The sequence below is a fragment of the Polaromonas sp. P1_E1_2 genome (genome assembly GCF_056406035.1).
Map to the genome: position 1 here is coordinate 1 of NZ_JBFUAZ010000156.1, position 7,716 is coordinate 7,716.

General features: G+C 61.2%; 5 protein-coding genes. 3 read left to right on the plus strand and 2 right to left on the minus strand.

Annotated elements, in window-relative coordinates; all coding sequences use genetic code 11:
- Both AC1D1P_RS09665 and aceE read right to left on the minus strand, forming a co-directional pair.
- Positions 1-614, minus strand: a 614-nt coding sequence (locus AC1D1P_RS09665) for a biotin/lipoyl-containing protein (RefSeq protein ID WP_477672813.1), incomplete at its 3' end; no start/stop codon positions are given.
- Between the two features lie 44 nt (positions 615-658).
- A complete protein-coding gene (gene aceE, locus AC1D1P_RS09670) occupies positions 659-3,382 on the minus strand; it encodes a pyruvate dehydrogenase (acetyl-transferring), homodimeric type (RefSeq protein ID WP_477672814.1) in 2,724 nt (907 codons plus the stop codon).
- Between the two features lie 352 nt (positions 3,383-3,734).
- On the opposite strand from aceE, the gene AC1D1P_RS09675 reads away from it, so the two are divergent.
- The 3 genes from AC1D1P_RS09675 to AC1D1P_RS09685 all read left to right on the plus strand — a co-directional run.
- On the plus strand, positions 3,735-6,302 hold the full coding sequence (locus AC1D1P_RS09675) for a PAS domain S-box protein (RefSeq protein WP_477672815.1): 2,568 nt from the start codon (positions 3,735-3,737) through the stop codon (positions 6,300-6,302).
- Between the two features lie 49 nt (positions 6,303-6,351).
- Entirely contained in the window at positions 6,352-6,978 is a 627-nt protein-coding gene (locus AC1D1P_RS09680) for a response regulator transcription factor (RefSeq protein WP_348047552.1), read from the plus strand.
- An 83-nt stretch (positions 6,979-7,061) separates the two neighbouring features.
- The coding region (locus AC1D1P_RS09685; protein ID WP_477672816.1) for a tetrahydrofolate dehydrogenase/cyclohydrolase catalytic domain-containing protein at positions 7,062-7,716 on the plus strand (655 nt) is incomplete at its 3' end.

Consider the following 7,716-nt stretch of genomic DNA (forward strand, 5'->3'; position numbering starts at 1 on the left):
GGCGATGCGCTCACAGCCGCAGAACCTTCCAGGATGGCCAGCAGGTCGCCGATGTTGACAACGTCGCCCATCTTGACCTTGAGCTCCTTGAGCACACCTGCGGCGGACGACGGGATTTCCATCGAGGCTTTGTCGGACTCGACGGTGATCAGCGACTGCTCAGCCTTGATGGTGTCGCCGGGTTTGACCAGGACTTCAATGACGGACACGTCCTTGAAGTCGCCGATGTCGGGCACACGGACTTCCACCGGACCGGAGGCTGCCGGGGCCGCTGCGGGTGCAGGCGCCGACGCTGCTACAGATTTGCTAGCTGCTTGCGCTGGCGCAGCGGGCGCTGCAGCCGGTTTTTCTGTTGAAGCCGGGGCGGCTTCGGCGCCGGACACTTCCAGCGTCAGGACCACGGAGCCCTGCTTGACCTTGTCGTCGAGCTTGACCTTGAGCTCCTTCACCACACCCGCGTGGCTGGAGGGGATTTCCATGGAGGCCTTGTCGGACTCCACGGTGATGAGCGACTGCTCGGCCTTCACGGTATCGCCGGGCTTGACCATCAGCTCAATCACCGTCACTTCGTCGAAATCCCCGATATCAGGAACTTGAATGTCTACCACTGCCATATTCTTGTCTCCGGTTGCTACAGGTGCTACGTCAGGGTTTTAACTCAAGCGTAAAGCGGATTGATCTTGTCGGCGTTGATGCCGTACTTTTTGATGGCCTCGGCAACCTTGGCCGCTGGGATGGTGCCCTCTTCGCTGAGCGCCTTGAGCGCCGCCACGACGATGTAGTGGCGGTTGATCTCGAAGTGCTCACGCAGCTTGCTGCGGAAGTCGCTGCGGCCAAAACCGTCGGTGCCCAGCACCTTGTAGGTACGGCCCTTGGGTACGAAGGAGCGAATCTGCTCGGCATAGGCCTTCATGTAGTCTGTGGATGCGACCACCGGGCCGGTGTGCTTTTCGAGCTGCTCGGCCACAAACGGCACACGCTGTTTGTCGGTCGGGTGCAGCAGGTTCCAGCGTTCGCAGTCCTGGCCATCGCGGGCCAGTTCGTTGAAGCTCGGGCAGCTCCACACGTTGGCGGCAACGCCCCACTCTTTTTCAAGCAGCTCTTGCGCGGCAATGGACTCGCGCAGGATGGTGCCGGAGCCGAGCAGTTGCACGCGCGGCGTGAGCTTGGCGCCCTCTTTGCAGAGGTACATGCCCTTGATGATCTGCTCTTCGGTGCCGGGCTTGAGGCCGGGCATGGCGTAGTTTTCGTTCAGCAGCGTGAGGTAGAAGTACACGTTGTCCTGCTTCTCGACCATGCGCTTGAGGCCATGGTGCAGGATGACGCCGACTTCATGGGCAAAGGTCGGGTCGTAGCTGATGCAGTTGGGAATGGTGCCGGCCAGGATGTGGCTGTGGCCGTCTTCGTGCTGCAGGCCTTCGCCGTTCAGCGTGGTGCGGCCCGAAGTGCCGCCCAGCAGGAAACCGCGCGCCTGCATGTCGCCGGCCGCCCAGGCCAGGTCGCCGACACGCTGGAAGCCGAACATCGAGTAGTACACGTAGAACGGGATCATGATCCGGTTGTTGGTGCTGTACGAGGTGGCGGCTGCGATCCAGCTGCTCATGCCACCAGCTTCGTTGATGCCCTCTTGCAGGATCTGGCCCTGCTTGTCTTCCTTGTAGTACATCACCTGGTCTTTGTCGACCGGCGTGTATTGCTGGCCGTCAGGGTTGTAGATGCCGATCTGGCGGAACAGGCCTTCCATGCCGAAGGTGCGGGCTTCATCGACCAGGATGGGCACTACGCGCGGGCCCAGGGCCTGGTCGCGCAGCAGTTGCGTGAGAAAGCGCACATACGCCTGCGTGGTCGAGATTTCGCGGCCTTCGGCCGTGGGCTCGATCACCGACTTGAAGGTCTCGAGTGCTGGCACGGTGAACTGCTCGTCGGCCTTGACGCGGCGATGCGGCAGGTAGCCGCCCAGGGCCTTGCGGCGCTCGTGCAGGTAGCGCATCTCGGGCGTGTCGTCGGCCGGCTTGTAAAACGGGATGTCGGCGAGCTGGCTGTCGGGAATCGGGATGTTGAAGCGGTCGCGGAAGGCCTTGATGTCTTCGTCGGCCAGCTTTTTGGTCTGGTGGACGTTGTTCTTGCCTTCGCCGATCTTGCCCATGCCGAAGCCTTTGACGGTCTTGATCAGCAAGACGGTGGGCTGGCCCTCGTGCTTGACGGCCGCGTGGAAGGCCGCATAGACCTTTTGCGAATCATGGCCGCCACGGCGCAGGTTCCAGATGTCGTCGTCGCTCATCTTGGCGACCATCTCGAGCGTGCGTGGGTCTTTGCCGAAGAAGTGCTTGCGGACGAAGGCGCCGTCGTTGGCCTTCATGGCCTGGTAGTCGCCGTCGACCGTGTCCATCATGACCTTCCTGAGCGCGCCGTCCTTGTCGCGGGCCAGCAGCGGATCCCAGTTGCTGCCCCAGATGAGCTTGATGACGTTCCAGCCGGCACCGCGGAACTCGCCTTCGAGCTCCTGGATGATCTTGCCGTTGCCGCGCACCGGGCCGTCGAGGCGCTGCAGGTTGCAGTTGATGACAAAGACGAGGTTGTCGAGCTTTTCGCGCGCGGCCAGGCCGATGGCGCCCATCGATTCGACTTCGTCCATCTCGCCGTCGCCGCAGAAGACCCAGACCTTGCGGTTTTCAGTGTTGGCAATGCCGCGGGCGTGCAGATACTTGAGGAAACGCGCCTGGTAAATCGCCATCAATGGGCCCAGGCCCATTGAGACGGTGGGGAACTGCCAGAACTCAGGCATCAGCTTGGGATGCGGGTAGCTGGACAGGCCCTTGCCATCGACTTCCTGGCGGAAGTTGAGCAGTTGCTCTTCGGTCAGGCGGCCTTCAAGGTAGGCGCGGGCATAGACACCGGGCGACACGTGGCCCTGGATGTAAAGGCAGTCGCCGCCGTGGTTTTCACTCTCGGCATGCCAGAAATGGTTGAAGCCGGCGCCGAACAGGCTGGCCAGCGAGGCAAAGGAGCCGATGTGGCCGCCCAAATCACCGCCATCTGCCGGATGCAGGCGGTTGGCCTTGACTACCATGGCCATGGCGTTCCAGCGCATGTAGGCGCGCAGACGTTCTTCGATCTCGAGGTTGCCAGGAGAGCGCTCTTCGTGGTCGGTTTCAATGGTGTTGACATAGCCCGTATTGGCCGAGAAAGGCATGTCGATGCTTTTCTGGCGGGCGTGCTCAAGGAGTTGCTCGAGCAGAAAGTGGGCGCGCTCGGGACCTTCACTTTCGATGACGGCGGACAGGGCGTCCATCCATTCACGGGTTTCCTGGGTGTCCTTGTCCAGCGCGTCGTTGGCGGCAGCGCGCAAGTTGTCGCCCGCTTGGTTCGGAATGGCAGCCATTTTTTGTCTCCTGAGTAGCCTGATAAAGCTTTGTTAATCCGCAATACAGCCTCTTGTCGGGCTGTGCGCGGAGCCTGTGTCCAATTGCGCCTAAGCGTGTTTTAAACGCAAATTAGATTCAAGACCCTAGTTTCTCACAATATTTGTTAAATTTCAAATAGTGCTTATTGATTTCACATTAAGAAATTTCACGGAAGTTCAGCAAATCGATACCTGCGGGGAAATGCCCTTGGCAAATACCGGTTGCTTTATCGAAACCAGCGATGTGACAGCGCAGCCCACAGCCTCACCTTAAAAGATCAGGGTCAACCCTGACCACAGAGGGGCATCTCACTTAAACTGCATCATCCCTATGACCCAGCAACCCCCTGCCCCCGCCGACACGATGGCGAACTCCGCCACCTTTGCCCTGTGGAGGCGCTGGTGGCGCAAGCAGTCGCCGTCGCGCCAGGACCGTTTCATCACCTTGGGGCCCCTGCTGGCCGTGGTGCTGTTTCTGGCAGCCGTGATCGCAGCCTTCGGTTACCTGCGCATCGAAGAAATCGACCGCGAGCAACAGGCCGTCAAGCGCGATGTGGAATACGCCCAGCAGCGCCTGCGCCTGCGCCTTCTGGAACGCCAGGAGCAGCTCATGCGCATCGGGCGGGATGTCTCCAACAAGGAAGTGGATACGGAAGAATTCATCTCGCAGGCCGAATCCCTGGTCAACCAGTACCCCGAACTCATGGCAGTCACCTGGGTGGACAGCAGGCGGCGGATCAAGGTGGCCTATGTATCGCCCAGCGCCAACGCCAGCCAGTTGCGCGGCGCCGGCGAGCAGCTCAAGGTCGGCGAAACAGACGGCACCTACGACCTGGCAAGAGACCTGCGGCAACCGGTGTATTCACGCCCGCTGGTGACCAAGGAAGCCAGCGGCTACAACACCCCTACCCTGCAGTTGCAGGTGCCGCTCGATGACCAGGGGAAATTTGCCGGCGTCATCATGGGCGAATACTCCATCGACGGGCTGCTGCGCTTTGGCGTGCCGACGGATGTGACGGCCAAATACGCGGTCACACTGATCGACGACAAAAACACGGTGCTGGCGGGCAACCTCCCGCCGCCCCGCAACCCCGCGGCCCGGCTTTTGCCCTGGACCGATGCCGCCGCTGAATATGAAATACCGGTTTCACCGGTAGGCAACGGCCTGCTGATTCGTGCGGAAGGCTATCGGGCCTCACTCGGAGTCGTGGGCAGCGGCTTTTTCTGGCTGGTCAGCGCCCTGAGCGCACTGACGGTGTGGATGCTGCTGGGCACCTGGCGCCATACGCGCCGTCGCGTGCAGGCCCAGCAGGCCTTGATTTCTGAAACCAACTTTCGCCGTGCGATGGAGAACTCCATGCTGACCGGCATGCGCGCGCTGGACCTGCAGGGCCGCATCACCTATGTGAACCCGGCGTTTTGCCAGATGACGGGCCTCACTGAAGGCGACCTGGTGGGCCGTACGCCGCCCTTCCCGCATTGGCCGGAAGGCGAGATCGAGACCCTGATGCAGCGGCTGGACGATGAGCTGCACGGCCGCACGCCGCCCGGTGGTTTCGAGGTGCGCGTCAAGCGCAAGAACGGCCAGATTTTTGACGCGCGCATGTATGTCTCGCCGCTGATTGATCCGCGCGGCCAGCAAACCGGCTGGATGACGTCCATGACCGACATCACCGAGCCCAAACGCATCCGCGAAGAACTCACAGCTTCTTACGAACGTTTCACCACGGTACTTGAGGGGCTGGACGCGGCCGTCTCCGTGGCGCCGCTGGGCAGTGAAGAGCTGCTGTTTGCCAACAAGCTGTACCGTTCGTGGTTTGGCGGTGAAGTCTCCGGCCATCTGAACCTGATTGCACAAGCGGGCGTGCCCTCCGCCGTACCCACCGAAGATGCGCTGGATGCGGTCGATGGCCTGGCGGGCTTCCCTACCGACACGCTGACGGCGGCGCAGACGGAAAACGCCGAAATTTTTGTGCCCGAACTCAGCAAGTGGCTGGAAGTTCGTTCGCGTTACCTCACGTGGGTGGACGGCCGTCTGGCCCAGATGGTGATTGCTACCGACATCACGCCGCGGCGCCATGCCGAAGAGCAGGCAGCCCAGCAGAACGAGCGGGCCCAGACTGCGAGCCGCCTGATCACCATGGGTGAAATGGCCTCCAGCGTGGCGCACGAACTCAACCAGCCGCTGACGGCCATCAACAATTATTGCAACGGCATGGTGTCGCGCATCAAGGGCCAGCAGATCAGCAACGAAGACCTGCTGGTGGCGCTGGAGAAAACCGCCAAACAGGCACACCGCGCCGGGCAGATCATCCAGCGCATACGGTCCTTCGTCAAACGCAGTGAGCCCAACCGCAGCTCCGCCGACGTGGCGACCATCGTGRGCAATGCGATGGAGCTGGCCGACATCGAGCTGCGGCGCCATCACGTGCGGCTCAGCCACTACATCGCAGCCCGCCTGCCCGACATCATGGTGGACCCCATCCTGATCGAGCAGGTGCTCATCAACCTGATGAAAAACGCGGCTGAGTCGATTGAACAGGCGCACCTGCCGACAGCGCGGCGCAGCGTCGAATTGCGCGTGGTGCCCAAGCAGATTGAAGACCAGGCCGTGGTGGAGTTTTCGGTGCTCGATACGGGGCGTGGCCTGTCGCCTGAAGTCATGGGCCGGCTGTATGAAGCCTTCTATTCGACCAAGGCCGAGGGCATGGGCATAGGCCTCAAACTCTGCCGCAGTATTGTCGAGTCCCACCAGGGAAGAATGGAGGCCCAGAACCTCTACAATGGGGACGAAGTGGTGGGGTGCCGGTTTACCTTCTGGATCCCCGTGACACCCCTGCTGGCACCGGTGGCGCCTGCTAGCGATACCATAGCAACCAAGGATACCGGCGTTCATTGAAACCCCTTCAAGAACAGTCTCCCGAGAAGTTCACGAAAGAAAGTTTGGCATGAGCTTGATTCCCAAAAAAGGTACCGTCTACGTCGTTGATGATGACGAGGGCGTGCGCGACTCCCTTCAGTGGCTGCTCGAAGGCAAGGACTACCGCGTCCGCTGCTACGACTCGGCCGAAACCTTTCTCTCCCGTTACGACCCGCGCGAAGTCGCCTGCCTGATCGTCGACATCCGCATGGGCGGCATGACGGGTCTCGAATTGCAGGACCGCCTGGTCGAGCGCAAGTCACCGCTTCCCATCGTGTTCATCACCGGCCACGGCGACGTACCCATGGCGGTCAACACCATGAAAAAAGGCGCTATGGATTTCATCCAGAAGCCTTTCCAGGAAGAAGCCCTGGTCAACCTGGTCGAGCGCATGCTAGAGCAGGCCAAAGAAGCCTTCAGTGACTACCAGCAGTCCGCCAGCCGCGACGCCCTGCTCGCCAAGCTCACCTCACGCGAAGCCCAGGTGCTTGAGCGCATCGTGGCGGGCCGCCTCAACAAGCAGATCGCCGACGACCTGGGCATCAGCATCAAGACAGTGGAGGCGCACCGCGCCAACATCATGGAAAAGCTCAACGCCAATACCGTGGCCGACCTGCTCAAAATAGCCTTGGGATCCAACGCACCCAAAGGCTGACCTCCTTCCGCTATCTTTCTGATAGCTGCTTGCGCCCGTGATGATTGGATTTGCGGGCGTTTTTACTTGAAAATCGATAAAAAATGACTGCCCAGCTGATCGACGGAAACGCCCTCTCCAAACAACTGCGCGCTGAAGTCGCCCAACGCGCCGCCGCCCTGCGCGCACGCGGCGTCACACCGGGCCTGGCCGTGGTGCTGGTGGGTGAAAACCCGGCCAGCCAGGTCTATGTGCGCAACAAGGTCAAGGCCTGCGAAGACAACGGGCTGCATTCGGTGCTTGAGCAATACGCTGCCACCCTCAGCGAAGCAGATCTGCTGGCACGGGTAGAGGCGCTCAACAATGACCCGGCCATCCACGGCATCCTGGTGCAGCTTCCGCTGCCTGCCCATATCGACGCGCAAAAAGTCATCGAATCGATCTCGCCCGCGAAAGACGTTGACGGGTTTCACGTCGCCAGCGCCGGCGCGCTCATGGTCGGCCAGCCGGGCTTCTGGCCCTGCACGCCTTATGGCTGCATGAAGATGCTGGAAAGCATCGGCTACGACCTCAAAGGCAAGCATGCTGTGGTCATCGGCCGCAGCAACATCGTCGGCAAGCCGATGGCGCTGATGCTGCTGCAAAAGAACGCCACCGTCACCATCTGTCACAGCGCAACCAAAGACCTCAAGGCCATGACTCTACAGGCCGATGTGATCGTGGCAGCTGTCGGCAAGCGCAACGTGCTGACGGCCGACA